26 protein-coding genes are annotated in these 26,007 nt (G+C 32.2%); 17 read left to right on the top strand and 9 right to left on the bottom strand.

Features of this window, described 5'->3' with window-relative positions; all coding sequences use genetic code 11:
• Nucleotides 1-57: 57 nt before the first annotated feature.
• Entirely contained in the window at nt 58-936 is an 879-nt protein-coding gene (locus ABW636_RS13270) for a mechanosensitive ion channel family protein (RefSeq protein WP_367590515.1), read from the top strand.
• A 71-nt stretch (nt 937-1,007) separates the two neighbouring features.
• Here the strand turns inward: ABW636_RS13270 and yajC are convergent, their stop codons facing one another.
• The 4 genes from yajC to ABW636_RS13250 form a co-directional block, all read right to left on the bottom strand.
• Nucleotides 1,008-1,301 carry a preprotein translocase subunit YajC gene (yajC, locus tag ABW636_RS13265; RefSeq protein ID WP_367590514.1) on the bottom strand — a complete coding sequence of 98 codons (294 nt, stop codon included), beginning with the start codon at nt 1,299-1,301 and terminating at the stop codon, nt 1,008-1,010.
• A 5-nt stretch (nt 1,302-1,306) separates the two neighbouring features.
• On the bottom strand, nt 1,307-1,792 hold the full coding sequence (locus ABW636_RS13260; RefSeq protein WP_367590513.1) for a DUF1573 domain-containing protein: 486 nt from the start codon (nt 1,790-1,792) through the stop codon (nt 1,307-1,309).
• 51 nt (nt 1,793-1,843) lie between these two features.
• Nucleotides 1,844-2,755: a transcription antitermination factor NusB gene (gene nusB, locus ABW636_RS13255; RefSeq protein WP_367590512.1), complete on the bottom strand. Its 912-nt coding sequence runs from the start codon at nt 2,753-2,755 to the stop codon at nt 1,844-1,846.
• Between the two features lie 218 nt (nt 2,756-2,973).
• Complete coding sequence (locus ABW636_RS13250) at nt 2,974-4,071, bottom strand: Glu/Leu/Phe/Val family dehydrogenase (protein ID WP_367590511.1); 1,098 nt, start codon at nt 4,069-4,071, stop codon at nt 2,974-2,976.
• Nucleotides 4,072-4,210: 139 nt separating this feature from the next.
• On the opposite strand from ABW636_RS13250, the gene ABW636_RS13245 reads away from it, so the two are divergent.
• The 14 genes from ABW636_RS13245 (at nt 4,211) to ABW636_RS13180 (ending at nt 19,935) form a co-directional block, all read left to right on the top strand.
• Nucleotides 4,211-5,968 carry an ABC transporter ATP-binding protein gene (locus tag ABW636_RS13245; protein WP_367590510.1) on the top strand — a complete coding sequence of 586 codons (1,758 nt, stop codon included), beginning with the start codon at nt 4,211-4,213 and terminating at the stop codon, nt 5,966-5,968.
• A gap of 79 nt (nt 5,969-6,047) precedes the next feature.
• Complete coding sequence (locus ABW636_RS13240) at nt 6,048-6,440, top strand: PUR family DNA/RNA-binding protein (RefSeq protein WP_367590509.1); 393 nt, start codon at nt 6,048-6,050, stop codon at nt 6,438-6,440.
• Between the two features lie 270 nt (nt 6,441-6,710).
• Nucleotides 6,711-9,224 carry a M14 family zinc carboxypeptidase gene (locus ABW636_RS13235; protein ID WP_367590508.1) on the top strand — a complete coding sequence of 838 codons (2,514 nt, stop codon included), beginning with the start codon at nt 6,711-6,713 and terminating at the stop codon, nt 9,222-9,224.
• A 438-nt stretch (nt 9,225-9,662) separates the two neighbouring features.
• The gene (locus tag ABW636_RS13230) at nt 9,663-10,109 is read left to right on the top strand and encodes an Imm44 family immunity protein (protein ID WP_367590507.1); all 447 of its coding nucleotides are present in this window, start codon (nt 9,663-9,665) and stop codon (nt 10,107-10,109) included.
• 299 nt (nt 10,110-10,408) lie between these two features.
• Nucleotides 10,409-10,750: a hypothetical protein gene (locus tag ABW636_RS13225; RefSeq protein ID WP_367590506.1), complete on the top strand. Its 342-nt coding sequence runs from the start codon at nt 10,409-10,411 to the stop codon at nt 10,748-10,750.
• A 186-nt stretch (nt 10,751-10,936) separates the two neighbouring features.
• The gene (locus ABW636_RS13220; RefSeq protein WP_367590505.1) at nt 10,937-11,632 is read left to right on the top strand and encodes a hypothetical protein; all 696 of its coding nucleotides are present in this window, start codon (nt 10,937-10,939) and stop codon (nt 11,630-11,632) included.
• A 153-nt stretch (nt 11,633-11,785) separates the two neighbouring features.
• Entirely contained in the window at nt 11,786-12,574 is a 789-nt protein-coding gene (locus ABW636_RS13215) for a hypothetical protein (RefSeq protein ID WP_367590504.1), read from the top strand.
• Nucleotides 12,575-12,835: 261 nt separating this feature from the next.
• Nucleotides 12,836-13,591, top strand: a complete 756-nt coding sequence (locus ABW636_RS13210) for an isocitrate lyase/PEP mutase family protein (protein WP_367590503.1) — start codon at nt 12,836-12,838, stop codon at nt 13,589-13,591.
• A 1-nt stretch (nt 13,592) separates the two neighbouring features.
• A complete protein-coding gene (locus tag ABW636_RS13205; protein WP_367590502.1) occupies nt 13,593-14,651 on the top strand; it encodes a bifunctional transcriptional activator/DNA repair enzyme AdaA in 1,059 nt (352 codons plus the stop codon).
• A gap of 196 nt (nt 14,652-14,847) precedes the next feature.
• Nucleotides 14,848-15,303, top strand: coding sequence for a hypothetical protein (locus ABW636_RS13200; protein ID WP_367590501.1), 456 nt, complete (start codon nt 14,848-14,850; stop codon nt 15,301-15,303).
• Nucleotides 15,304-15,899: 596 nt separating this feature from the next.
• Nucleotides 15,900-16,220, top strand: a complete 321-nt coding sequence (locus ABW636_RS13195) for a hypothetical protein (RefSeq protein ID WP_367590500.1) — start codon at nt 15,900-15,902, stop codon at nt 16,218-16,220.
• A 72-nt stretch (nt 16,221-16,292) separates the two neighbouring features.
• Nucleotides 16,293-16,805, top strand: a complete 513-nt coding sequence (locus tag ABW636_RS13190; protein ID WP_367590499.1) for a hypothetical protein — start codon at nt 16,293-16,295, stop codon at nt 16,803-16,805.
• 179 nt (nt 16,806-16,984) lie between these two features.
• Nucleotides 16,985-18,862 carry a T9SS type A sorting domain-containing protein gene (locus tag ABW636_RS13185; RefSeq protein ID WP_367590498.1) on the top strand — a complete coding sequence of 626 codons (1,878 nt, stop codon included), beginning with the start codon at nt 16,985-16,987 and terminating at the stop codon, nt 18,860-18,862.
• Between the two features lie 2 nt (nt 18,863-18,864).
• A complete protein-coding gene (locus ABW636_RS13180; protein WP_367590497.1) occupies nt 18,865-19,935 on the top strand; it encodes a hypothetical protein in 1,071 nt (356 codons plus the stop codon).
• Nucleotides 19,936-20,109: 174 nt separating this feature from the next.
• On the opposite strand, the gene ABW636_RS13175 is transcribed toward ABW636_RS13180, so the two are convergent.
• Both ABW636_RS13175 and ABW636_RS13170 read right to left on the bottom strand, forming a co-directional pair.
• A complete protein-coding gene (locus tag ABW636_RS13175) occupies nt 20,110-20,283 on the bottom strand; it encodes an alpha/beta fold hydrolase (RefSeq protein WP_367590496.1) in 174 nt (57 codons plus the stop codon).
• Between the two features lie 52 nt (nt 20,284-20,335).
• Nucleotides 20,336-20,959: an alpha/beta fold hydrolase gene (locus tag ABW636_RS13170; RefSeq protein ID WP_367590495.1), complete on the bottom strand. Its 624-nt coding sequence runs from the start codon at nt 20,957-20,959 to the stop codon at nt 20,336-20,338.
• 339 nt (nt 20,960-21,298) lie between these two features.
• Here ABW636_RS13170 and ABW636_RS13165 point away from each other — a divergent pair, with 339 nt between their 5' ends.
• The gene (locus tag ABW636_RS13165; RefSeq protein WP_367590494.1) at nt 21,299-21,856 is read left to right on the top strand and encodes a thioredoxin family protein; all 558 of its coding nucleotides are present in this window, start codon (nt 21,299-21,301) and stop codon (nt 21,854-21,856) included.
• A gap of 39 nt (nt 21,857-21,895) precedes the next feature.
• Here the strand turns inward: ABW636_RS13165 and ABW636_RS13160 are convergent, their stop codons facing one another.
• The 3 genes from ABW636_RS13160 to ABW636_RS13150 all read right to left on the bottom strand — a co-directional run bounded on the left by ABW636_RS13160 (nt 21,896) and on the right by ABW636_RS13150 (nt 24,402).
• Nucleotides 21,896-22,420 (bottom strand): YfiT family bacillithiol transferase, encoded by a 525-nt coding sequence (locus ABW636_RS13160; RefSeq protein WP_367590492.1) that lies wholly within the window; start codon nt 22,418-22,420, stop codon nt 21,896-21,898.
• An 8-nt stretch (nt 22,421-22,428) separates the two neighbouring features.
• On the bottom strand, nt 22,429-23,226 hold the full coding sequence (locus ABW636_RS13155; protein ID WP_367590490.1) for a hypothetical protein: 798 nt from the start codon (nt 23,224-23,226) through the stop codon (nt 22,429-22,431).
• A 243-nt stretch (nt 23,227-23,469) separates the two neighbouring features.
• Nucleotides 23,470-24,402 carry a peptidylprolyl isomerase gene (locus ABW636_RS13150; RefSeq protein WP_367590489.1) on the bottom strand — a complete coding sequence of 311 codons (933 nt, stop codon included), beginning with the start codon at nt 24,400-24,402 and terminating at the stop codon, nt 23,470-23,472.
• Between the two features lie 335 nt (nt 24,403-24,737).
• Between ABW636_RS13150 and ABW636_RS13145 the strand changes: the two genes are divergently transcribed.
• On the top strand, nt 24,738-25,970 hold the full coding sequence (locus ABW636_RS13145) for a hypothetical protein (protein ID WP_367590488.1): 1,233 nt from the start codon (nt 24,738-24,740) through the stop codon (nt 25,968-25,970).
• Nucleotides 25,971-26,007: the final 37 nt, after the last annotated feature.

Below are 26,007 nucleotides of genomic sequence, written 5' to 3'. Positions count from 1 at the left end.
ATCATTTATTAATGATATATAAAACTATTTAATCACTTAAATTTTAAAACTCTTATCATGCAAACGTTAGAAAAAGTAGGGACAGCTGCAGCAGCTTCTGCTTCAGAAACCGGAGAAACAATCTTAGGATCACTTAGCGGTTTTTTGGGTTCAATACAAGAAGGTGTTGGTCAATATGGATTAAAAATTGTTGGCGGTATTGTCGCTCTTATCATTGGATTATGGATTGTAAAAATGGTTATGAAAGCCATCAAAAAAGCTTTTAACAAATCCAACTTAGACCCAACTTTAAAACCTTTTTTAGTAACCTTAGCTGGGTTTTTATTAAAAGTACTTTTATTTATTTCTATAGCCGGTATTGTAGGCATTCCTACAGCAACTTTTGCTGCGCTATTAGCTGCGGTTGGATTGGCTATAGGTGGTGCATTTAATGGTTCTCTAGGTCATATGGCTGCAGGTGTTATGCTACTTATATTTAGACCTTTTAAAGTAGGGGATCTTATCGAAACAGATGGCAAGCTTGGCTTTGTAAAAGAAATCTCTGTATTTGTAACGGTTCTGGAAACATTTCAGAACAAAACAGAAATCATACCAAACGGAGCTATTACTGCAGGAACAATTACAAATCTTACCACTATTGGCAACCTAAGAGTTGATATGCCTTTTGCTATTCAATACGGTACAGATATAGAAAAAGCTAAGCAAATAGTATTGGATGTAATGAAATCTGATCAAAACGTTTTACAAAATCCAGCTCCCAGAGTAGCAGTTAATAACCTAGGCGCTAATGGGGTTGAACTTCTAGCACTACCCTATTCTACTTGCGAAACTTATTGGGATGTATATTGGGATACCAGGCAAAAAATCGTTGAAGCTTTAGGGAAAGCTAATTACGATGCCCCCTTACCACAACGAATTGTAACGATGAAGTCGTAACTCGTATTAGTGGTACAAAAAAAGCGATAAGAAATAAATCTTATCGCTTTTTTTTGTTGATTATACGTTTGTTATTTTTTTACATCTGCTGGTGCATTTAACTTTTGGCTCATTTCTAAAGAAATTGCAGATTTATCAAAGGTTAATTTACCTGCTCCTGTTTCAATAACAATTGCATTATTTTTTTCACTGAAGTCAAAAATTTTACCATGAAGGCCACTTTTTGTAACTACACGATCTCCTTTTTTTAAATCTTCAGCAAACTTTTTCTCCTTTTTTGCTTTTTGCATTTGTGGACGTATCATAAAAAAATACATGACCACAAAAATTAATATAAAAGGAAGAAATTGTTGTATTTGGTCCATATATATTATTTGCTAGTTGGTGCTCCGTCTGCTGCAGCTGGTTTAGCTTTTGGAGTAACCATAGCTTTTATCTTAATAATTTCTTTTCCAGCTTCTGTATTAGCAGAAATTGTTACTTGCTTTGTTTGCTGGTTTGGCTTTCCGTTAGAGTTGAACTTTACTAACATCTCTCCTGTAGCACCAGGTGCGATTGGCTCTTTTGGCCATTCTGGCACTGTACAACCACAACTACCCTTTGCACTTACAATTACCAATGGTGCTTTACCAGTGTTAGTAAATGAGAATTTGTGCTCTACTACGTCTCCTTCATTAATAGTTCCAAAATCGTGCTCAGTCTCAGCAAAAGTCATTACTGGGAAATCTGCATTTTTTGCATCACGATCTGCAGCTATTTCTACATTTTCTTCTTTAACTTTTTCTGCCGCATTCTCTTTACAAGACATTACTGTCATTGCCAAAACTCCGGCTAAAATTAAAATTCCTTTTTTCATTACTTGAGTTTTTAATTATTTAAAGGGATAAAAATACTATTTTTTCTAAAACTACATAAGTCCACGTCCTACTTTGTTTAATTTGCCGTTTTCTTTGTATTCCTTAGATATTTTATCCAAAATTCCGTTGATAAAAATACTACTTTTAGGCGTACTATACTCTTTGGCAATTTCTAAATATTCGTTAATTGTTACTTTTACAGGGATTGAAGGGAATTTTACAAACTCACATATTGCCATTTTCACAATCGCTTTATCCAATTCTGCAATACGATCCTGATCCCAATTAGGAGTTCTTCCGTCTATTTCTTTAGAAAACTCTACACCGTTTAAAGCTGTTTTCCTAAAGACATCTATTGCAAACTTTTTATCATCTGCATCCTTATATAACTTGGGCAATACCATATTCTCATTATGAGATGGTTTTAACTTACGAATCATTTTAACTACAGAAGTATTTACCAATGGTAAATCATCTACCCATGTTAATTTTTTATCCTCTATATATTCATAAAACTTATCATTAGGGGCAATAATCTCCTTAAACACCTCTAAAACAAAGTCTTTATCTTCTCCAAATGAACTCAATCGTGTACTCATATACGAAGTATACAAATCACTATCCTTAATTTCATTCCATAGCAACGCTACGTATTCATCATCCAGTTCCCAACAATTTAATTTCTTGGCACCAATTTCTTCTTTAAGCTGAAGGTTGTTTTCTAACAACAACAGCACTTCGTTGTCTATAAATTTGGTATTCGGATTTTTTTCTTCTGAAGTAGCCAAATATTTTTTTTGGCTTTTTGACATAAAGTCTTCTGCTCGTTTTCTAATCTCTACCAAAAGTTGCAGGTTGATAAGAAACAACTCGTACATCTGGTCTATACTATAAAGTAGAAACTTCTCTTCTTTATTTATATTATCACTTTGCGTCTGCTCTATCGAATAGAGGGACTGCATTACTTTTACTCTAATATGTCTTCTGGTTAACATAGAAAATTACAAAGAACTTAATGTTTAAAAATAACAAAAGTATATTTTGACTTTTGCCTTGCAAAAATACTATTATTTTTAATCCACCTCTCTTAAAACTACTTTTTTTATAAGGCAATGACTAATTATTTTTTTTGAACAATATACTATCCTAAAAAACTACACATTGCAATCTTAGGGTTTGATTATTTTTCTTTTTTTCTAGATGCAACCCTATCCTCTGCTATACTGATTGCTGCTTCGTTTGTAGTTACATTAGTTGCTTTTGCCTTATTTAAAATATCCAATGTCGTATCATAAATATTAGCAGTTTTTGTTAGTATTTGTTCTCTACCATAACCTTCGATCTCTGCGAACACATTTATGATACCGCCTGCATTGATCAAAAAGTCTGGAGCATAAACAATTCCACGTTTTTGCAACATAGCGCCATGAACATTTTCATTCGCCAATTGATTGTTTGCTGCTCCCGCAATTATTTTAACTTGAAGTTTATGTACTGTTTCATCGTTTATAGTGGCTCCTAAGGCACAAGGAGCATAAATATCAGCTGCTTCTGCATAAAGGTCATCTCCTTTATATATATCAACACCATATTTTGCACTAACAACCTCTAGTCGTTCCTCATTAATATCACTAATAATAACTTTTGCCCCTTCTTCAGAAGTCAATCTCACCAATTCCTCTCCTACGTGACCGATTCCCTGAATCAAAATTCGTTTCCCATCCAAAGTATCGTTACCGTATGTAAATCTGGTAGCAGCTTTCATACCCATATATACTCCGTGTGCGGTAACCGGTGAAGGGTTACCAGCCCCACCTTTAGATTCAGAAATTCCTGTTACATAAGGAGTAACTTCTCGAACTGTATCCATATCAGAAGTTTCCATTCCTACATCTTCTGCTGTATAGTATTTACCACCTAAGGAATCTACAAACCTACCAAACCTTCTCATAAGCTCTGGAGTTTTTATTTTTTTAGGGTCTCCCATAATAACTGCTTTTCCTCCTCCTAAATTTAGACCGGTGATAGCAGCTTTATAAGTCATCCCTCTTGATAACCTTAACACATCATTAAGAGCATCCCATTCGGTTGCATAATCATACATTCTTGTCCCTCCTAATGCAGGTCCTAAAATTGTGTTATGCACGCCAATAATTGCCTTCAATCCTGTATCTTTGTCCTGGCAAAAAACAACTTGTTCATGATCATCAAAAGATAATTGACCAAATACAGGGGCTTCTTTTTTTAGTTGATTTGCAGTAAAAACTTCGGTTATCATGGTGTGATTTTTTTTTAAATAGAATTATATTATATTCAAAATTAGGATGCTAAAATAGCATGTTTTTATTAATTTCTATTTAAAAACAGTTAAATTTTGCGAATTTACAAATAAAAAAAGTTTAAAACACAAGCTTTATATGCGCGCACTAAGTCATTTAAATAAATACTTTTTAAAATATAAATATCGCTTAATTATTGGGTTAATTATTACAATAATTGCTCGAGTTTTTGCAACAATAGTACCTACTTTAGTAGGTGATTCTGTAGATGTAGTAGAACAGTATATTAATAAAGATATTACAGATATTGCTGATGTCAAAAGTGGCCTTATTACCAATATCCTTCTTATTGCAGGCGCATTACTTATTTCTGCATTATTTACTTTTTTAATGCGTCAAACATTTATTGTAGTTTCTCGTTTTATAGAGTTTGATTTAAAGAACGAAGTTTTTGAGCATTATGAAAAACTGTCTCTTAATTTTTATAAGAAAAATAGAACTGGAGACCTTATGAATCGCATTAGTGAAGATGTATCAAAAGTAAGAATGTATGTTGGCCCAGCGATTATGTATAGCGTAAATACTCTTACCTTGTTTATAGTTGTAATTGGATATATGATAAGCATTGCACCAGAACTTACCCTTTATACGGTAGCCCCTCTGCCAATACTTTCTCTATCTATCTATAAGTTAAGTGTTGCTATTCATAAACGAAGTACTGTTGTACAAGAATTCTTGTCAAAGCTAACTACATTTACTCAGGAAACTTTTAGCGGAATCATGGTTGTAAAATCGTATAACATCAACCAACAAGTTCATACAGAGTTTTCTGAATTATCAAATACCAGTAAAGACAAAAATCTTGACCTGGCCAAAGTACAGGCACTGTTTTTTCCGCTAATGGTTTTATTAATAGGATGTAGTAATATTCTTGTAATTTATATCGGCGGAAAACAATTTATAGATGGCACCATCAAGGATCTTGGGGTGATTGTTGAATTTATCATATTTGTAAACATGCTTACTTGGCCAGTTGCAACGGTTGGGTGGGTTAGCTCTATAGTTCAACAGGCAGAAGCATCTCAAGTAAGAATTAATGAATTCTTAAGTCAAAAGCCAGAAATCACCAATACAGCTACGCAAAGCACACCAATTAATGGTGATATTATTTTTAAGAACGTTTCTTTTACCTATGACGATACCAACATCACTGCTTTAAAGAATATTTCTTTTGAGGTTAATAATGGAGAAACTATAGGTATTCTAGGAAAAACAGGTTCGGGAAAATCAACAATACTTGATTTGATAGGAAGACTTTACGATGTATCTTCTGGTGAAGTACAAATTGACCAAACTTCTATCAAAAACCTTAACCTTACCGATTTGAGAAAAAACATAGGATATGTTCCTCAAGATGCATTCTTATTTAGTGACTCTATTAGAAATAATATAAAGTTTGGTAAGAAAGATGCCACAGAAAACGAAGTTATTGAAGCATCCAAAAATGCCGTTGTACATAATAACATTATAGATTTTAGTAATGGATATGACACTGTACTTGGTGAACGGGGTGTAACTCTTTCTGGAGGACAAAAACAACGAGTTTCTATCGCCAGAGCTATTATAAAAGACCCATCGATATTACTTTTTGATGATTGTTTATCTGCTGTAGACACCGAAACCGAAGAAGAAATATTAAACAATCTTACCGCAATATCTAAAAATAAAACCACTTTTATTGTAAGTCATCGTGTATCTACCATCAAAAATGCGAATAAAATTATGGTCCTTGACGAAGGAAAAATAATCCAGCAAGGCACTCATTATCAACTAATAAACAAAAAAGGTTATTATCAAGAACTCTATTTAAAACAACTTAGCGAAAAAGAAATATAAGTTTTTTTTGTTCGGTTAACATTTTTTTTGGACTTTTGAAACCATCGTAACATATTAATTAATTTAATACATAAGGATTATGAGTGATCATGAAATGATGGATAAGGAAGAAATTTTCTCAAAAGTTTTACGAGCAGGAAGAAGAACATATTTCTTTGATGTACGGGCAACAAAAGCAGGAGATTACTATCTAACAATAACTGAAAGTAAAAAATTCACTAACGATGACGGATCTTTTCACTATAAGAAACACAAGATTTATCTATACAAAGAGGACTTTACTGGCTTTACAGAAATCTTAAATGAAATGACTAATTTTATAGTCGAAGAAAAAGGAGAAGAAGTTATAAGCGAAAGACATCAAAAAGATTTTCAGAAATCTTATGATGACAGTTCTTACGTAGCAAGTAATGCAGAAGAAGTTGGAGCATCTACAGAAAGTTTTACAGATGTTAGCTTTGATGATATTTAATTAGATAAAAATCTAATTCATAATACAAGCCGCTTTAAAAAGCGGCTTTTTTATTTCCTCATTATAATAAATACTCACTCCTACATTTATTTTCTGCGTTAGATCTCATTTTAGACACAAACGCATAACATAGTTAAATTTATGTAAACCCTTTCTCTTACCGAGATCCTTTTCTTTATATTGATCTCCTTTAGTTATAATAATAACGTATAAGTTATAGCCAGACACGACTGAAATTAGTTCGATTTTGGAATACAACAAATAACCAATATGAGATATACTTTTACACTTGTTTTTATACTTCAGAGTTTTCTTTTTTTTTCACAAAACAATGTATCATTGGATTATTACCTCCCAAAAGATGTAACCTATGATACCAATATCCCTACCCCACAAAGTGTATTAGGTTATGTTCCTGGCAAATGGCATGTATCTCATGACAAACTTGTGAATTATATGAAGGCTCTTGCTAATTCATCTTCTAGAATTACAATAGAAGATAGAGGTAAGACTTTTGAAGATCGCCCTTTATTACTATTAACCATTACTTCAGAAAAAAATCATCAAAATATTCAAGAAATACAAAAAATGCACCTGGGATTAACCAAAAGTAATGCGTCTCAAATAAACATAGACAATCTACCAGCTGTAGTGTATAACGGTTTTTCTATTCACGGTAATGAACCCAGTGGTTCTAATGCCGCATTAATTGCTGCATATTATCTTGCCGCTGCTCAAGGCCCGCAAATTGACCTTCTTCTAGATAATATTGTCATTTTATTCGATCCTTCGTTTAATCCAGATGGTTTACAACGGTTTTCATACTGGGCAAACACCAATAAAAGCAAAAATATTAGCACAGACCCACAAGATCGAGAATATGACGAAGTTTGGCCAGGAGGAAGAACGAATCATTATTGGTTCGATATGAATCGTGATTGGTTACCGGCACAATTACCCGAATCAAGAGCCAGAATTAAAACATATCACCAGTGGTATCCTAATATCCTAACAGATCACCATGAAATGGGCTCGAACAGTACTTTCTTTTTTCAACCAGGAATAGCATCCAGAGCACATCCGTTAATTCCTCAATTAAATCAAGAACTAACAAGAAAAATTGGCCTTTATCATGCAAAAGCTCTGGACTCTATAGGTTCGCTATATTATAGCGAAGAGAATTTTGACGACTTTTATTACGGCAAAGGGTCTACTTTTCCTGATATTAATGGCGGTATCGGTATTTTGTTTGAACAAGCAAGCTCTAGAGGTCATGCCCAACAAACCATCAATGGGGTACTTACTTTTCCTTTTACTATAAGAAATCAATTTAATACTGTACTTTCTACTTTAAAAGCTGCAAAATCACTGCGCAAAGAACTGTTAGTCTACAAAAGAGGTTTCTATGGTAATACTCAAAAACCCAATACTAAAGAAGCCTATATTTTTGGTAATAAAAAAGATGCAGCATCTGCTTATCACTTGGCAGAAATTCTAAAAAGACATCAGATCAAATTACACAAACTAACTAAAGATGTTACACTACAAGGAAAAACATTTAAAAAAGCATATAGCTATGTAGTTCCTAAAGATCAACGTCAAAAAAAATTATTAAAAGCCATATTCGAAAAAAGAACAACCTTTAAAGACAGCTTATTTTATGATGTCTCTGCATGGACTTTCCCCTTAGCTTTTAATCTCGATTATATAGAAAATGCTACTGCTTCACATATCGGAGCCGAAATATCGAATCTTGAATTTAGAAAACCTCCATCAGTCTCAAAAAGTAATTATACATATCTAATGGAATGGCATGAATATTATAGTCCAAAGGTTTTGTATCAAATCCTAAAAAAAGGGCTGCGAGCAAAAGTTAGTTTGAAATCATTTTCTATCGATCAAAACAAATATGACTATGGCACTATTTTAATTCCTGTAAAAAATCAGGTGTTACCACCAAAAGAACTCCATATTTTACTTCAAAAATTAAGCGTTGATAATCACATTGATATTACAGGAGTGCACTCTGGGCTTACGCAAGGGATTGATCTTGGAAGCAACAGTTTTAGACCGCTATCGCTTCCTAAAATAGGCTTATTTACTGGTAATGGAGTTACTCCATATGACGCTGGAGAAATATGGCACCTTATGGATCAACGATATGATATCCCTATTACAAAATTAACTACTGATAATTTGCATAGAACTGATTTATCTAAGTATACTCATATCATATTGCCCAATGGTCGCAGACCAGGTCTGGACAAAGGAAAAGCAGATAGACTAAAAACATGGGGGCGTAATGGCGGGACTCTTATTGGGTATAAAAACATGGCTCATTTTTTTAAAAACAATGAGTTCATGAATATAGAATTTGCCAAACCCAGCGTTATAGCAAAAAACATATCTTTTGAACAAAAACAAAACTTCTATGGCGCAGAAGTAATCGGAGGAGCTATTTTTGAAGCAGAAACGGATCGTTCACATCCTATAAATTTCGGATATCCGAACAACAAAATTTCATTGTTTAGAAGCACTGCTTTATTTATCAAACCCGATAAACAGAGTTATAACAATCCCATTAGATATAGTAAAAAACCATTACTAAGCGGATATATTAGTCAAAAAAATCTGGATTCATTATCAGGTACAATCCCTTTCAAACACTCAAACTTTGGTAAAGGAGACGTTATACTATTTACAGACAATACTAATTTTAGAGCTTTTTGGTATGGCACGAACAAACTCCTTATGAATGCCATTTTCTTTGGCAATCATATGTAATATTAACCTGCTGATTTCGAAGCAAGAAAACTAGATTGGTTTAACCCTGGATTATGTATTAGAAAATCTATTACAGCTTTCGATTACCTCAAAAACAGACACTTTTCTATTTTTTTTTTAAATGTAACCATAGCCCTTTGGCATAGCTCAGGATAAACTGTTATGCTGTAATTAAGAAAACCGTAGAAAAACAACAACCTATTCGTCGTTCAATTCCATCTCACCTACCTTGAATAGAAGAAATTATAAAACCTAGTGAGGTGATATCTGGTTCTAAGAAGATTGGAGAAGAAGTAACAGAAATATATACCCTAGCTGCTATAAATAATTTTAAATCAATAAGAAATCCATTAGATTTGTAGAAAAATATAATGGATATATGTGTACCGGTACACATATCCAATTGTTGGCAACAATTAAAATAAACGGAAATTAAAATTGGTATTTGGAATCGCACAATACACGAACTTATCTCAAGAACAGAACTCTTGGGTAAATGATTTATCAGAAGAATTAAAGTCATTTTTTGAAAATAGAGATTATGGAGATGATTTAAAGGAGTTATATTTCGGACTAATAACGGTCAAACCTGAATTTGACGAATTTTTCAAGAAAAAACGACCAAGATACCGACCTGGTGAAAGAACTTCTTATGTTGACGGAATTGAAATAAAATCGAATAATTGTGTAGAAATTAACTGTAAAATTGAATATCAAAAAGTTTCCGAATCTGATAAAGCGCAGCTAATTAAAAAAGTCTGTGAAGAAATATTAATGGAATCTGAATGTCTTACTCGACTATCAAAGCTCAAAAATTTTGACTTCAAATTGTATCACTCAGAACTGAAAAAGTATTTGAGCGAAAAACAATATATAAACGAATAAAACTGTTGCCAACACGATATATGTGCCATAGCAGCAAAGTGATCAATCGATTGGTTTGTATATATTTATGAAGGCGCAATGCTTGCAAAATGGAAAAGTTAGCAACCAATGCGCGGTTTTTGCAGAAAACATGGTAACATTTTGCCCTGCTACGACACATATATTAAACGTTACCACACATCCGAGAAATATAAAGTTTGAAAATAATCTTTAAAATATTAATTCTGACGTCCCTCCTATTTGGTTGTTCAAATCCGAATCGAAATTTGATAGTAGTAAAAAATGACTATGAAGTTGATTTGACTGAATTGGACTCTGTACGAGAAAATCTAAACGGATTTTGGATTCCAAAAACGGACCGAAACGGACAAGAAATCCTGTGGTTAAATTTTGAGTCAAATAAGTATTTAGCTGACTGGAAAACTATACCCTATACTGACGAAATAAAGCAAACGGAAATATTACCTTATAAATCCTGTACCACAATTGTTACCTTAATAAAAGTTAATGGTAAAGTTCAAATGCAATTCGTTTCATTAGGAGGCCAGGACACAACCAAAATTGATCAACTGACTAAAACGAAATTAAAAATTGACGGAATTACTTACCTGAAACACAAAGGCTACGAGTTCCTGAGATAATAAACGTGTGGTAACACTATATATGTGATCATAGCAGCAAAGTGATGAATCGAATGGTTGTTGTATTTTTGGTTAAGCGTAATGCTTGCAAAAGGAAAGTTAGCAACCAATGCGCAGATAAAGTCGATGGCTTGGTAACATTTTGCCCTGCTACGACACATATATTAAACGTTGTACAACATACGAATGAACAAACTGCTAACATTAAATATTCTGATTTTATTATTTGTTTCTTGCGTTAGTAAAGAAAAAAAAGAAGCGGAATTTTATGTAGAAACTCAAACTTCATTTTTCGGGTTAAATCACTCGGATTGGACAAAAAGTAAATGGATAAGAAAACCCGAAAATCTAAAAATGATTCACGAAACATTTAAGAAATTTGGTTACGAAAAACTTGAAAACGGAATTCATAAAAGCGAGAATTTATTCATAGCCAATGGAATTTATATAAAACGAAATTTTGACAATGTTTTGGATAGTTTGGAACTGACTTATAACAAACCAGAAATGCAAACCAAATATTACGCTGAATTCTGGAATCGAAGAAAATCGGAGAAAAACGACTCAATCGTTTATGAAATAATTCGAGAATTTAACTCTTTCAAATCGGACAAAAAACGACTGAATTATGAAAATCAGTTCGTAAATGATACTTTGGTTGACTTATTGAAAATTGAATTTGACAATGACAATCTGAATTTGAAAAAAGCGAAATCGGATTTTTATAAATTAAAGAAATACGGACTTCATCAATCAGCTTATAACCTACTCTATGAACGAGTAGAATATTCTAAATTGGAATTAGACCGAGAAAAACTAAAAAAGGAATTAACAAAAGCGACGGAATTTACTTATCCTTGGTTAATCGACACGGAAAAGTAAGTACGTTGTACAACACCGTGTATAATTCATTGCTTGGTTCTCGCCTACTTACGAAAATCCTCGCGGATTTTCTATTTGGTTCGTATTTGCTAAATTAGTTGCTGAAACACGCAACGAAATCATACACAATCACGTTATACACAAGCAGAAAAAATGAAAAATATAATTTGGATATTCTTATTTGTTACTAATATTTCTCTTGCTCAAAAAAACGAAAAGTTTTTAATGGATTTCTTATTGGAGGATCAATTAAAATCAGAAAATGTTTTGTCAAATTATAACAAATTTGACTTTACAAAATTATGGATCCAAACCAAAAATCATAATGTTTTTGGAATTATTGGAATCGATCATCAGAGAATCAGAGTGAAAATAATCTCAATAGAGAAAAGCCTTATTAATCCGAATGAATATCTAATAAAGGGAAAGTCTTTGGTTAAAGAAACTATTTGTGACTTTGATGGAACTATAACCTTGAAAGAGATAAAAGAAGTTCAAAAATTACATTTCGGAGTTGATAATCAATACGAAAGTAAAGGAATTAAATCACAAGGAATTCTTATTGCTGATTTCAAATTCAATGAAAACGTAAACCAAAAACATAGTGGAGTTTTTAAAGGTCAACTCTACTCAAAATGGTATTTAACATCTGACAATCAAATCAATTACGATAATATTCAGTCAATCGCAGATGGATATTCCAATAACGCATATATTGGGATTTGGAAAAGCTATAAAACTGGAAAGGAAAAAATCTGTAATTGGGCTGATTTTAGAGTTCCAAATGCAAATCAAGATTTTGACATTGGAGCTGGTGAATTTAGTGTTTCCGAAAAGTATTGGAATAAGGGGTGGTTAGATATCGCCCTTGAAAATCAAGCACCAAATGGAGCGATAGTTCGAGAGAAATCTGAAAAGGAAGCTAAAGAATGGTGGAAATAAAAGCCTGTGTATAACATTATATATGAAATCAGAGCAAAGTTTGGTGTCAATCGAAAGGTCATTCCTTTTTTGTGGTGGCGCTATATTTTTATAAATTGAATAAGAAATAAAAATGCGCAGATCGATCGATTGGTTCAGGCTTTTTTGCCTTGCTCCGATTCATATATTTGGCGTTATGTGCAAGCGGAAAAAAAATACTCGTCCAATTTTCGGTTGCTGACTAAATTTCATCATCATTACTTTGCATAAAATCATAAAAAGATGGAATTTAAAAACTTACACAATCATAATAAACCATTATTAATCGGAAATGTTTGGGACGTACCAAGTACTAAAACAGCCGAAAAATTAAACTTTCAAGCAATTGGAACTTCGAGTTCTGCAATTGCATCGATTTTAGGGTATAATGATGGTGAAGAAATGGAATTTTCTGAATTAGAATATTTCGTAAAGCGGATTGTCCTAAATACAAATCTACCTTTATCAGTTGATTTGGAATCGGGATATAGTCGCAAACCAAAAGAAATCGTTAATCACATTAAAAGATTAGCAGAATTAGGAGTTGTTGGAATCAATATCGAAGACAGTATTGTTAACGAAAAACGAATTTTATTAAATGCTAATGACTTCGCAAAGACACTTACAGAAATAAAGGAAAATTTAGAAAAGGAAAATATTGATATTTTTATAAACGTAAGAACAGATACATTTATCTTGCTTCAAGAAAACGTAATTGAAGAAACAAAAAAAAGAATTCAACTTTATCAAAATGCTGGAGCAAATGGAATTTTCGTTCCTTGCATTGAGAAAGAGAATGATATTAAAACAATTGTAAACTCAACAAATTTACCAATTAATGTAATGTGTATGCCTAACCTTCCAGATTTTGAAACACTAACAAAATTAGGTATAAAACGAATAAGTATGGGTAATTTCCTTTTCGACAAAATGTATGATAAATTTGAAGAAACTACACAAACTGTTTTAAACCAAAATTCATTTAAGTCAATATTTTAAAATGCTGATTAAAGACAATGACAAAATCGAAACTTATTATCAAGCTCTGTTAGAAAGAAAACAGAGCTTTGTTGGGATTTTCTTTGTTGGAGTGAAAACCACTTCTGTTTTTTGTATTGCTACTTGTAGAGCAAGAAAACCAAAACTAAAAAATGTAGAATTTTATACTTCATTTAAAGAGGCTTTGGATAACGGATATAGGCCTTGTAAAATCTGTAAGCCAACAGAAAATGCAAATCAAGCACCTGAACAAGTTGAGAAAGCAATTATATTGGTAAAAGAAAACCCTAAAGACAAAATAACCGACTTCGAATTAAGACAGAAAGGAATTAGTCCAGAGGTTGTGCGTAGATGGTTCAAAAATAATTATGGTATGACTTTTCAAGCATATCAAAGAATGTATAGAATAAATAATGCTTTTCAAGAATTGAAAAAAGGAAAGAATGCTACAAATACTGCTTTTGACACGAGTTACGAATCATTAAGTGGTTTTGGCTATACTTTTAAAAAACTTATAGGTAAATCACCAAAGCAAATTAAAGATAAAAACATAATCCTTATAAACAGACTAACAACACCTTTAGGACCTATGTTTGTCTGCGCAACGAATAACGGAATATGTTTATTAGAATTTGTTGACAGAAGAATGCTCGAAACAGAATTTAAAGATTTGCAAAAACTACTGAATGCTAATATTATTTCGGGCGAAAACAAACACATCAAACAAACCAAGAAAGAGATTAAAGAATACTTTGAGGGTACAAGAAAAAAATTTGATGTAAAACTTGAAACACCAGGAACTGATTTTCAAAATTTAGTTTGGAATTGTTTACAACAAATAGAATACGGAACAACTACAACCTATCAAAAACAAGCAGAAAAAATCAACAATCCAAAAGCAATTAGAGCAGTTGCATCTGCAAATGGTTATAATAGAATTTCTATAATTATACCTTGTCATAGAGTTATTGGAAAAGACGGAAAAATGACTGGATATGGTGGTGGAATTGAACGAAAAAAATGGTTGATTGAACACGAATGGAATAATGCCAGCACATAACAATGTATAAAAAACATAGGGCGTTTGTGCTAAACCGAAAGTTCTGTGTTTATTTACAAAGTCGCCAAATATAAAATTTGGCATTTTCAACAAAAAAGATAAAAGCAAAATATTATATTTGGCTTAGTACCAATCCGAAACGTATTGCTCATCACCTGCCCTACGTTTCTTATACGAGACGTTACAGCACATAGACATGAATTTACAAGAAATACAAAAAAATATAAAAATTATCGTTTCTTCATCTTTATATGATGGAGATTTTGGTGATACTATTTCAAAGTCTATACTTTCAAAGTCCGGAATTTCAAAAGATATTCTTCAGAATGAATATTTGTCAAATTATTATTATTTTTTAGAAAAGATTGGTTATGGAGAATTGGATGCTTCATTCTACATTGAAGATGCACCAATCAAGAGTTTTCAAATTTATGGTAATGATCGAAAACATTTAAAACATTTATATATTTTTGCAACCAACATGAGTGAATATTCATATGCTTTTGATCTAAAAAATAAATGTAAAGTTCTAGATATTGACTCGAGTGGAGATATTATCAATTCAGATTATGGATCATTCGATGACTTTATTGAAAGAAAAATTAAAGAACTGGTCAAAATTGTAAAATGGAGGGAACAAGACCTTAGTTAGTATATTTTTCTAATTAATATATAAAAATCAGGTCGGACAAGTAACTGAATATTACGCCAAATATGATCAAAAAAATTTTGACGGAATCGAAATCAACTCAGACGAAAAATGAATTGTTTTGCGGAGGTTTAAGTGAAAAAATGAGTGCCAAAAACGGTAAAACAACACGTGCTGTAACATTATATATGAAATCAGAGTAAGGTTTAGTGCTATATCGAAAGGTCATTTCTTTTTTGCGATGGCGCTAGATTTTTATAAGTTTAATAAGAAATAAAAATGCACGGATAAATCAATTGGTTCAGGTATGTTTGCCTTGCCCCAATTCATATATTTAGCGTTGTGGTTAATTAAGGAAATGGATATAAAAAAAGCATCTAAATATTCGATTTATAATATGTCCGAATTAGAGAAATCTGATAAGGCTGGATGTTATTACTGTAAGTCGATTTTTGACATATCTGAAATCTCAGAAACAACTGATAATGGAAAGACAGCTATGTGTCCTAAATGCAGAATTGATAGTGTTCTACCAGATTCCTCACCTTTTAAACTCGATAAAAACACATTAACTGAATTAAATAAATATTGGTTCTAAAATGGATAATTTGACAGCTCCTTTTGTGTGCTTTTCTTGTCGTAAACAATTTGAAAGAAACTGGGATGGAAAAGAAAATTATAAAGATTGTCCTGAATGTGGAGATAGAACAATTCGTTATGATCATAAATTTAGGGTTCCTAAAAAATCTAACGATTCAGAATGGAAAAAAATAGAGTTTCTTAGAGATCACGGTTTTTACTTTCAAAGAGTCTATAATATAGTTGAGCAAGGTGTATACCAATATGCTTTTTATCCAAAAGATTTAAAAGAAGCTAAGGAATTTGTAATCAAATACAAACAATTCTCAATTGACTTATAAAATGAATCATCGAAAAACAAATTTATACGAAATATTAGCGCATCTTGAAAAAAGAAAGGCTATGTATTTTATTTGGGAAATGATCACACTTTCCACTCTTTAGACTCTTTTATAACAGGTTTTGGAATGGGGTGCGACATAGACCAACTCGAAACTGAACAGTTCAATAATTTTTCTGACTTTAATATCTGGATTCTTGGTCATTTACCAGAACATTTTGGACAAAGTGGTGGATGGCACTGGCAAATATCAAACAGAAATCCAAATGATGACGAAAACGCTTTTAAAGAATTCTTTGAATTTTTAGAAATATTTAAAACTGCAAAGAAAAAGAAAGAAAAAATCAAAGTTGAGAAGTTTGAATTTGAAAAATCAAAATATAATACTAAAACAAAAGTTGAGACCAATAAAATAGAAATAGTTGATACAGTTTATAAAGTAACTATGCAACACTCAAAAACCATTTGGATTGAGGGTTACGGTCAAGACAAACTGACTTATGAGCGCTGGTGTTTAACCGAAAAAGAGCTTGATGAAATCATAAGTGATTTAGGAAACATCAAAATAACTGAGTTAAAAAACTAATCACAACAATTTGTATATTGCATATGCCGCCTTCGGCAGGCAAACGCATCATACAAGAGACGTTATGCCATATCAACTTGGTATAAGATAATTCCAATAAAATTAGATTTGTTACAAAAGAATTAAACCCAAATATGAACAGTAAACTTTTAATGAGGACTTTTGTCCTAGTAATATCATTGAATATTTGCCAATCTATAAGTTCTCAAGAAATTGAGGTGACAAGCATTGGATCGACAAGAGGTACAGCGTATGCTATGCAAAATAAAATTTTAACTGTAGTAAGAGACTTCAAGAGTTTTTCATATTTTACTTATTTAGAAGAAATCACAGGAAGTAATGATCGATTTAATGTCAAAATACTAGAATACAATAATTTGACGAGTGATAAAAGATATTTACATGTCGCAGAAATAACACAAGATTTAGGCTTAGCTCAGAATCCTCATGGTACATCTAGCATAACTTTAGATAACGAAGGTTATTTGCATGTTGTTTTTGGACCGCATCACGGAGATCTTCGCTATCGAAAATCAAAGAATTCTTTATATGATTCATCACTCACCTTTCTTCCTGAAGAAACAATACCTTCCTTAAAGTCGCAAGATTTTAGAACTAAGGATAAGTGGACGTACCCCATAATAAAAGTTGATAACTCAGGAACTATTCATATTTCTGGAAGTCTTGATGCTCAATTTACAGACAATAATGGAGAAAATAATAATGGGGACGGCGAAGATGACAGAGATGCAAAGGACATCGGTTATATACGAAAGAAAAAGAATGGAAATTGGGAATACCCTTTAAGTCCAGTTGATCCACTCGGAGACTTTAATCCAAATAATTTTGTAAGATATGATGTAATGATGAATATTGATAATGTTGGCAATATTCACATATTAGCTCCTGATAGTAATCATAATGATAAGAACCCGGATGAACCATCTTGGTATCTAGATTACCATTATTTCAAATCCAATAATGGAGGGGATTCATTTGATAATCTTGGCCTAGCATGGGAATATAACAACCAAACCGCTCAAGGTAAAGCTAATATTGCTTTTGATAGCAACAATAATCCTCATTTCACTATTGTCGCAGGAGGAAAATCTAGAAGCGAACGCATATATTACAATTACTACAATGGAACATCATGGGAAAATGAAGAAATAGAAATTGAAAATAAATACTTGCATGAACCAAAAATTAGAATTGATACTTATGGACAATTATATATAAGTTTTTATGGAACAAATAATTCTGGTTGGACTAGTACAGGTACTGTACGTTATTTAGCACATAAAGATTTATATGATCCAAATTCTGAACTAGAAATAACTATGTTAAATCAAACTTCGAGAAGTTTAAATTGGATTCCAACTTTAGAAGAAAATAATGACTATGAAAATCTTAACAAAAATTGGAGTTACACCATGTGGCAACAAAATGATAATGGTGTTCCTTCACAAAAGCAAACTATTTACTCCGATAAAATTATACCTTGCAACTTTACAATCCCAGATCAAATTTATATTGGTTTTACTGATTTTAAAGCAAGAAAATTACTCAATATTGGAGACAGTACATCTTTAGAACAACCCACCAATAAATCCATCGTTGCTAATAATAGTAATGCCTCATATATTTCTGGAAAAAGAATCAAATTTTCTGCCGGTTTTAGTGTACAACGGGGTGCAAAGTTTCACGCTTCAATTGACCCCGGATTAAATAAATGTGATGATAGAACTATTGTAGTGAATAGATCAAATTTCAAATCTGAAAATCTAAAAGAAGATTTAATATTAGATCAAAAAACAGGATTTGTACTTTATCCTAACCCTAACAATGGAAAATTTATAATTGAGGTTCCTGCCAGTGATACTTCTAATGGGACCAAAATAAAAGTTTTTGACATTCACGGCAAATTAATTTTTTACAAAAAACATACAGTAAATCAAATAGATGTTGATCTTACAACTTTCTTAAGTGGTATTTACTTTATAAATATTTCTACTGACAAAATAACTAGAACTAAAAAAATATTAATAAACAAATAAAAATGAGTACTAAAAACTTATATCTACTATTAATGTTGTTATTCGTTGCTACTTTACAAGGGCAGCATAATTATGACAATGAATCTGTAATTTTTTCCGAAAATAATCAAGTCGGAATTGGAACTGAAGCACCAAATTCAAAACTCCATGTTTATGAAAATGAAATTGGTGGTGATGTTGCAATTACAATTCAAAACAGAGCGACCTGGGATCCAAACGCAACTTCATCTTTACTTTTTAATCACAATGTGAATAATTTCAATGGGGGTAAAATTTCATCAATTAGAGAAGGAAACTATCTAACTGGAGATGCAAGCACTGCCAACTCCTCACTTGCCTTTTTCACAGCATTAAATGGTGTAAACCAGGAACATCTAAGAATAACAAAAGAAGGAAAAATAGGACTTGGGACTAATACCCCTCAATCAAAGTTGCATATTTTTGAAAACATAATTGGAGGAGACGTCGCAATAACAGTACAAAATAGAGCAACATGGGATCCAAATGCGACTTCATCTTTAATTTTTAGTCATAATGTAAATAACTTTAACGGAGGTAAAATCTCATCAATAAGAGAAGGAAATTATCTAACGGGAGATACATCCACAGCTAACTCTTCACTTGCTTTTTTTACAACGTTGAATGGTACAAACCAAGAACATTTAAGAATAACAAAAGAAGGAAAGGTAGGAATCGGAACTTCAGAACCCGGAGATTTTAAGCTTGCAGTAGAAGGCATAATTGGAGCCAGAGAAATAGGTGTAACACTAGACGAAAACTGGAAATGGCCCGATTATGTTTTTAAAAGTGATTACAATCTACCTTCATTAAAAACAATTAAAACTTATATAGATAAAAATGGCCACCTTCCGGAGATCCCATCGGAAATAGACGTAAAAGAAAACGGATTAAAATTAGCTGAACTAAATACAGCCATGCTTAAAAAAATAGAAGAGTTAACATTGTATTTAATTCAACAAAACGAAACTATAGAGCAACAAAATAAAGATATTAAGGAACTTAGGAAAGAATTAACAAACATTAAAAACAACCTTAAGGACTCTAAAAAATAAAACATGGCATAACACAAATGTATGAAGTCATAATGCTCTAAAGGAGCATCACGCCTCATACATGCAACGTTGGCTAAAAAATTTGAATATAAATGGTAGTTTATCAATATTATTTAGCGGATAACTTTCGTCTTCGAGCTTCGGACTTCAGACCTCTGACTTCCGTCTTCGTACTTAATACACTTCTTCACGAAATTTATAGTAATACAGTAGTACTTCATTAGGCGCTTCTGTTTGCGGGTAATGACCAATATCATCCAGAATTACAACCTTGGCATTAGGAACAATCTCTTTGTAAAACACTGCCATATGTTTACCCGAAATTGGATCGGCACCCCCGTTTATCAATATTTTAGGAATATCTGTATATTGAATAGCTTCTCTCCACCTAATTTTATATCTATTTCTTTCTTTTAGGTATTACATCTTTGCCTGAATTATATGCTATAGTTTCCCAAAATTCATCTATTTCTTGTTCGGTGGCCTGGGTATTTTTTCCGAAAATTTTTCTAAAGTTTTTTGCCAGAGTATTTCTTCCCATAAAAAACTTTAAAAAACCACCTAAAGGCGTTAGCAGAAGCTTTTGAGTTATTGTTGGAAAATTGGTTTCTGGAAACATCCCTCCATTCAAAAAGCATACCGACTTAATATCAAATGGGTAATCAGAAATTTCTTTATAACGTGCTAACATTTCCTGTACCACAGTATCACCATAATCGTGTGCCATGATATGAAAAGAACTTATTCCTTTCTCTTTCAAAAAAGCTTCCCACAAATCTACTTGAGAAAATATCGAATAGGAATGGTTTACTGGTTTGGAAGAAAAGCCATAACCTAACATATCTATAGTATACACCTTATATTTTTTGCATAACGAATCCCACATCTTATTCCAATCCCATGATGAAGTAGGAAAACCATGCACTAATAGCAAAGAATCCCCCACTCCCGATTCTTTATAGAATATTTGATAGTTTTTATACGAATAGTATGTTCCTGAGTTTTTCCATGTTGCTAACTTCATTTTCGTCTTTTTTGTATGCTACAATTTAGTCCTACTTTTTCAAATGAAACACTTATCCTAACCTTTCTTCAAAAGAAGGGTTTCAAGTCTCCTTTCCAAAGAAGCTTAAAAGATGTGTAAGTTGTATTGCTTTTAATTTAACATGATCTGATAAATCTATTGATTAAAGATGATAAAATACGATTAATAGGCTTTTTAACACCCAGAATAAGATACTAAAGATTCTTTTAAATCTATGAGACTCAAATAACTCAAAAACAGATGTAACTTAAATAGTTTTTATTAGACTTATATAGTATAAAATCGTAATTTGAAACCTTTTTAAATATTACATACATTATGGCACGCACTCCTTCAAATATGTTACCTCTTGGCACAATCGCGCCCGATTTTACTCTTATAGACTCGGTTACTAATGACCCCGTTGGTTTACAAAATATAAAAGGTGAAAAAGGTACGGTGGTCATGTTTATTTGCAATCATTGTCCTTTTGTAATTCATGTAAATGAAGAAATTGTTCGCATTGCAAATGATTACCGGGTACAGGGATTTGGTTTTGTTGCAATAAGCAGTAATGATGTTGAAAAATACCCACAAGATGCCCCTAAAGAAATGTGGAAAACTGCTCGTAAAAACAATTACACTTTCCCTTATTTATTTGATGAATCACAAGAAATAGCAAAAAAATACGATGCAGCTTGCACTCCAGATTTTTACCTATTTGACGCAGAATTAAAATTGATATACAGAGGGCAATTAGACGATTCCCGACCTGGTAATGGTATCCCTGTTAATGGACGTTATCTTAGGCAGGCATTAGATGCTGTCCTCAGAAATGCTACAGTTTCTGAAGATCAAAAACCTAGTATTGGGTGTAACATCAAATGGAAGGAATAAGTAAACCTTCTTTATCTGGAAATAAATATATTGATAAACCTATACGATAGTTAGCTTAGAAATAAGTTGTAAATGTGCCAGATGATGATTCCCATGCCATGCATAGATACCAATATCTTCTCCTAACGAAATAGAAACATTACCTTCTGGATGAATAAACTCTCGCTTAAGGTCATCTGCAGATAATCCTTTTAAAAAATATACCCATTTTGCATGCAATGCTTTTATTAGGTCTAAGGAAAGCTCTATTGGCGCAGATTTTGTATCAAACAATTCTGCCCATAATTGTTCATTATACGCTTTAATAATGGGTTTATCTTCTGTCATACCCCATTTAAATCTTATATAACCATTATGATGGCTATCGTGTATATGATGAATCACCTGTCTAGCAGTCCACCCTTCTTCCCTATAAGGGGTTTCTAACTGCAAAGGAGTAAATCCAGATACTAATTCATTAAGTTTTACCGGTAATTCTTCTATGTCTTTTACCCATTGCTTGATATGAGTATCAGAAATAATTTTGGGGCACTCAAATTGCCCTATAGGATATCTTGCATTCATAACCATAATTATTCGACTTTTGTGTATCTAAACTCTTCTTTTGAAGAAAGATCTATTAACATTAATTCCTGATCGGTAATACTATCAATCTTATATCGATAAATTCGATCATCCATAGGAAAAAAACAAATCATAACCCCGTCTTCAATTCTTGTTTTTAAGCGATTTGCAAATCGACCGTCGTAAAAATTAAATCGTACGGTTCCTTCAAAAAGTATATAATCGCCTTCACTTTCAATAAACCTCCATTTACCTTGCAATGCATCATACATGTCCTTATTATAAAACTTATTGTCTAATAATGTTTTCATTTTTTCTGCATATTTAACAAAATTCTTTTCAGGAGTAATTCTATCCAGCGATTTTCCGACCACCTTCTTTTTTAATTCTTTTCGGTTTTTAAAATAATGATTAGACTCATATTTTGTATACATTTTGGAATAATCCATAATCCTTTGACCGTTTTCATTTAGTTTTTCTAAATAGGGTCGTTGTTTATAATTCACATGAATTAACTGATCATTCCAAAAATAAAACACAGTTACAATATCAGCAACTTGAGTACCTATCTTTCTGGTAATTTTTTTTAGCCGTTCATGTTCATAATAACCATTAAGCTCTGCTCCATGATCGACCATTTTATCAAGAAATTCTTCAGAATCAAGATAAAATGTCTCCAACTCTGTATAACTATCTATGATTTCTATTTGATCATAGATTTGGGCCAAAACATCACTTTCTTCTTGTCCAAAAACTGCATAAATCCCATTACATAAAATCCAGTAAAAAATTATTTTTCGTCTCATCTTGATCTTCCGGGGGTTGTATTTTGATGAAAATATAAACAAAAAATACTTTCAAGTAGAGGTATTATAGATATTTAACAAATTTAGAATAAATCTAAAAGACTACATAAGCAGTTAAGGTTAGGGCTACTATTTTGCTATTATTTTTACCATCAACATTTCTTTTTTAATGTAACATGTTCTTTTCACTCCAAAAAAAAGCCTCAGAAAAATCTCTGAGGCTGTTCTATATAGCTAATATACTTACTTTACTCCTACTAGTTCTACATCAAAAACTAATGTTGCATTTGGCGGAATAACTCCCCCTGCTCCATTTTGACCATAACCAAGATTTGGAGGAATAACGAATCTTGCTTTATCTCCAACTTTTAACAATTGTATTCCTTCATCCCATCCAGAAATCACCTGACCAATTCCTAATGAAAAATCAATTGGTTGATTACGCTTATAAGAAGAATCAAAGACAGTACCATCAACAAGGCTTCCTTTATAGTGTACAGAAACTGTTTTTCCTTTTTCTGCCTTTTCTCCATCACCGTTTTGAAATACTTTATATCGTAGTCCGCTTTCAGTTTTATCAAACCCTGCCGCTACCTCTTCTAACAATTCTTCGGCTTTTTTCTTTGCTGCCGCTTCTCTTTCTGCTTTTGCTCCATTAAAATTCCTAAAAGTTTCTACCGCATTAAAAGCTTCAGCATCTGCGCCTATTCTCTGAATTTCTATAGTTTCTATTTCATCTCCCTGCTCTATAGCATTCACAACATCCTGTCCTTCTACCACTTTTCCAAAAACAGTATGTTTACCATCCAACCATGAAGTTTCTACATGGGTGATAAAGAACTGACTTCCGTTTGTTCCTGGTCCCGCATTAGCCATTGATAACACTCCTGGTCCATCATGTTTTAAATCTGCATGTATTTCGTCGTCAAACTGATACCCTGGGCCACCAGCGCCAGTACCTTGTGGATCCCCACCTTGTACCATAAAATCTGCAATAACTCTATGGAATTTTAACCCATTATAATATGGTTTCCCTTGAGGAATAGCTTCATTTTCTATATTCCCTTCTGCCAAGCCAACAAAATTTCCTACTGTACCTGGTGTTTTTTTATACTCTAAATTTACTAAAATAGCCCCTTTTGAAGTGCTAAATTTTGCGTATAGTCCTTCTTCCATAGTAATATATATATTAAGTTTTTTAACATTTAAGCTGCAAAGATAATTAATTGACTCTTGTTGACAGACAGTTATCTCAAGCTTTTTAAACCAATACCTTTTTAAAAGTAAAATTTCTACCCAATATATTGCAAAATGTATCCTATACTGGGATATTTGTATTAATTATAATTCAAAAAATTACCTACTAAAGGCAATAATGTTGTGATAAATAAGTTATAGAAAGGTTGAAGATTTTCTTGTTAACATAACAGAAATCTACTACTAAATTTTTCACAACACATTATCTTATTTACACACATTTCTAAATCGACGAATTAAAACTTGTTTATGCAATGAAATTACGACTCTCTTTATTAACTTTTTTTCTATTATTTGTATTTGTCTCTACCGCACAAAGTATCTATAAGTCAGGTTATTTTATTGACAATAGCGGTAAACGAACAGAATGTCTTGTTAAAAAAATGCCCTGGGAGACCAACCCGACAGAATTTGAATGGAAAAAAACAATTTCTTCGAGCCCTAAAAAAGAAAATATTGAAGACATCAAAGAGTTTGGTGTAGGGCAAGATTATATTTTTAAAAGGTTCATTATGGCCTTTGATTTACAAGGAGACACTGTAGGAAAATCAAGTAAAGATAAAGACCCGAGATTAAGACTTAAAAAAGTGTTTCTACGATTAATCCTTAAAAGTGAAGCTACACTATATCAGTATTCTAAAAATGATGTACATCGCTTTTTTTATACCGATAGAAAATTTGCTTATCCAGAATTATTAGTTTACAAAACCTATTATGTACCAGATTTGGAAGAAGATGTTGGAGAAAAAGTAATTCCTAAAGAAAACACTCAATTTAGAGATCAACTGGCACAATCATTAAAATGTAAGAATCAAGATCCTTCTGAAGTTGAATATACTTTAAAAGATTTAAAAAAATATTTTAAGGACTATAATGAATGTAAGGGTGCAAAAATTGCATACATGGTCAAAACCAGATTTAATCAAAGTAAAATTGGTATAATTGGTACGTTAGATTTTGTTAGTTTTTCTCACCCATCAGAACTTAACCCTTCCGAAACATTAATTTATGATGATATTCTGGCACCAAGGTATGGTATTTATTTAGAAACTTTTATTCCGTTTTTTGGAGTAGATTTAAGTTTCTTCTTAGAATCGACTTATCGATCTTTTTCTACAAAACACACAAATTTTGCAAATCCTGATGCAGAAGGCCCAGAGCTTAATTTTAAAAGTATAAATGTGGCCTTTGCCCCCAGATTTCATCTCTACCTAAGTTCTAATTTTGAAGTCTTTTTTGAAGGAGGCCTTTCTGTAGATCAAGACTTAGGCACAGAATCTATTTTCAATAGTATAGAGAGTACTACTTTAGATTATTTTTATGGAGGGGGCTTTGGTGCAGGCCGCTTTAAAGTTGGATATCGAGTATATACCGATAAAAACATAGCAAAACGAGAAGCTTTAAGTGATGCTCTTTCTGAATCTACACTTTCGACATCTAGCTTTTTTCTTACTATCAGTTTATCAAAAAGTAATAGAAATAAATAATAAATAGCAATAAAAAAACCGTTTCAAGTTAAGTTTC

Origin of the sequence: Aquimarina discodermiae (genome assembly GCF_040786235.1) — a bacterium.
Classification (GTDB): domain Bacteria; phylum Bacteroidota; class Bacteroidia; order Flavobacteriales; family Flavobacteriaceae; genus Aquimarina.
Note: the sequence above shows the minus strand (reverse complement) of the source record. Positions and strands in the feature narration are given on the sequence as shown.

What these genes read in the sequence shown, in the direction of transcription:
- ABW636_RS13200 (WP_367590501.1), top strand. Translation starts at nt 14,848, where the DNA reads ATGAATTTACAAGAAATACAAAAAAATATAAAAATTATCGTTTCTTCA.
- ABW636_RS13210 (WP_367590503.1), top strand. Translation starts at nt 12,836, where the DNA reads ATGGAATTTAAAAACTTACACAATCATAATAAACCATTATTAATCGGA.
- ABW636_RS13145 (WP_367590488.1), top strand. Translation starts at nt 24,738, where the DNA reads ATGAAATTACGACTCTCTTTATTAACTTTTTTTCTATTATTTGTATTT.
- nusB (WP_367590512.1), bottom strand. Translation starts at nt 2,755, where the DNA reads ATGCAGTCCCTCTATTCGATAGAGCAGACGCAAAGTGATAATATAAAT.
- yajC (WP_367590514.1), bottom strand. Translation starts at nt 1,301, where the DNA reads ATGGACCAAATACAACAATTTCTTCCTTTTATATTAATTTTTGTGGTC.
- ABW636_RS13205 (WP_367590502.1), top strand. Translation starts at nt 13,593, where the DNA reads ATGCTGATTAAAGACAATGACAAAATCGAAACTTATTATCAAGCTCTG.
- ABW636_RS13155 (WP_367590490.1), bottom strand. Translation starts at nt 23,226, where the DNA reads ATGAGACGAAAAATAATTTTTTACTGGATTTTATGTAATGGGATTTAT.
- ABW636_RS13180 (WP_367590497.1), top strand. Translation starts at nt 18,865, where the DNA reads ATGAGTACTAAAAACTTATATCTACTATTAATGTTGTTATTCGTTGCT.
- ABW636_RS13250 (WP_367590511.1), bottom strand. Translation starts at nt 4,071, where the DNA reads ATGATAACCGAAGTTTTTACTGCAAATCAACTAAAAAAAGAAGCCCCT.
- ABW636_RS13170 (WP_367590495.1), bottom strand. Translation starts at nt 20,959, where the DNA reads ATGAAGTTAGCAACATGGAAAAACTCAGGAACATACTATTCGTATAAA.
- ABW636_RS13220 (WP_367590505.1), top strand. Translation starts at nt 10,937, where the DNA reads ATGAACAAACTGCTAACATTAAATATTCTGATTTTATTATTTGTTTCT.
- ABW636_RS13165 (WP_367590494.1), top strand. Translation starts at nt 21,299, where the DNA reads ATGGCACGCACTCCTTCAAATATGTTACCTCTTGGCACAATCGCGCCC.
- ABW636_RS13150 (WP_367590489.1), bottom strand. Translation starts at nt 24,402, where the DNA reads ATGGAAGAAGGACTATACGCAAAATTTAGCACTTCAAAAGGGGCTATT.
- ABW636_RS13235 (WP_367590508.1), top strand. Translation starts at nt 6,711, where the DNA reads ATGAGATATACTTTTACACTTGTTTTTATACTTCAGAGTTTTCTTTTT.
- ABW636_RS13260 (WP_367590513.1), bottom strand. Translation starts at nt 1,792, where the DNA reads ATGAAAAAAGGAATTTTAATTTTAGCCGGAGTTTTGGCAATGACAGTA.
- ABW636_RS13245 (WP_367590510.1), top strand. Translation starts at nt 4,211, where the DNA reads ATGCGCGCACTAAGTCATTTAAATAAATACTTTTTAAAATATAAATAT.
- ABW636_RS13215 (WP_367590504.1), top strand. Translation starts at nt 11,786, where the DNA reads ATGAAAAATATAATTTGGATATTCTTATTTGTTACTAATATTTCTCTT.
- ABW636_RS13240 (WP_367590509.1), top strand. Translation starts at nt 6,048, where the DNA reads ATGAGTGATCATGAAATGATGGATAAGGAAGAAATTTTCTCAAAAGTT.
- ABW636_RS13160 (WP_367590492.1), bottom strand. Translation starts at nt 22,420, where the DNA reads ATGAATGCAAGATATCCTATAGGGCAATTTGAGTGCCCCAAAATTATT.
- ABW636_RS13195 (WP_367590500.1), top strand. Translation starts at nt 15,900, where the DNA reads ATGGATAATTTGACAGCTCCTTTTGTGTGCTTTTCTTGTCGTAAACAA.
- ABW636_RS13270 (WP_367590515.1), top strand. Translation starts at nt 58, where the DNA reads ATGCAAACGTTAGAAAAAGTAGGGACAGCTGCAGCAGCTTCTGCTTCA.